The following is a 1,160-nucleotide window of genomic DNA, read 5'->3' on the forward strand; positions in this document are numbered from 1 at the left end:
AGGACGACAAGCCCCCGCGAACCCCAGACCTCAGATCGGCACAGCCAACGACGCACCCGGGTCACACATCAGCAGAACGAAAGACGGTCAACACCCCGGCCCAGACATAGCCTGCTGGTCGCCTACACAGCGTCTTCTCAACTGGGGCCGCTGGAAGCCAACATGCGGGGCCGCTGAACGGCGTCACGGCCACTCAGAGGCCAGTGCCATCGTCGTCCAAGGCGGTTTGAGCTGGCTCCTGGAATCTGCCAGTAGCCGTTAGAACCTCACACAATCGGGTGGACCTCCCCGACACGGCTCCAACCAGCATGAACAGCACTGACACACTGCCCCGGCCCGAACGCGAACCCGCCGGATCTCCAAGTGTCGGCCCCCCAACTCCAGGCGCCTGGACACGTTCACCCGCCCACTGTGAGGTCAGCTCGGGTCCTGGTCCGCGTTCGGATCACGCAGCGGGCGACAGGATCCGGACCGCAATTGGCTCGGCTTCGCCTCCTCCCACAGCCCCGAGGCCCTGTTCAAGGCCCTGCGTGGCTGGTGGCGGTGCAACGCGGCAAGCGTCGCAGCCGGGGGAGTGCTGCCCGTGACTCTCTGAGACTACGTGGTGGCCGTCCTGACCGGGCTGGAGCGGTGGTAGAAGAACGCCGAGGACCGTCATGCCTTCCCTGCTGCCCGCCTCGCTGGCTACGTCACCGACCTGGTCACCCCGCAAGTAGTGATCACTTCCAGCGTGGATTGGCGACCGCCGGCTCGCCGAGTTGCTGCTGGGATGCCAGCTCGCTTCCCACTTAGCCTCGATCCACCGACCGATGCCTGTGGATGACGCTTGGGAAAATGAAGAAGTGCCTTTTGACCTGCGATGATGGGAGTTCTTCACGCTTCCAGCACGCACAATCAGCAAGGCACTTCAGAGATGCAAGTTTCCCATACACCAGCGGCGGTCTCCGCCGCGTTCGATGACCCGAATCTGATCGCGCAGGCCGGGCTGGTCCCGGTGATGCGGCTGGCCGAGCGGTGCGGGCTTCCCCGACTGGTGGCCGGGAAGGTGAGGCTGACCGGGGCGAGGAACGGCGCGGGTGCGGCGGCGGACGCCAAGGTCACGAGCATCGTGGCCGGGATGGTCGCGGGGGCCGACAGCATCGACGACCTCGACGTCCTGC

General features: G+C 65.7%; 1 pseudogene. It reads left to right on the top strand.

Annotation, left to right across the window (positions count from 1 at the left end):
- Positions 1-913: 913 nt before the first annotated feature.
- Positions 914-1,160 (top strand): annotated as a pseudogene (locus ACWDA7_RS53130) (IS1380 family transposase); the annotation flags it as partial.

Source organism: Streptomyces sp. NPDC001156 (assembly GCF_053598275.1).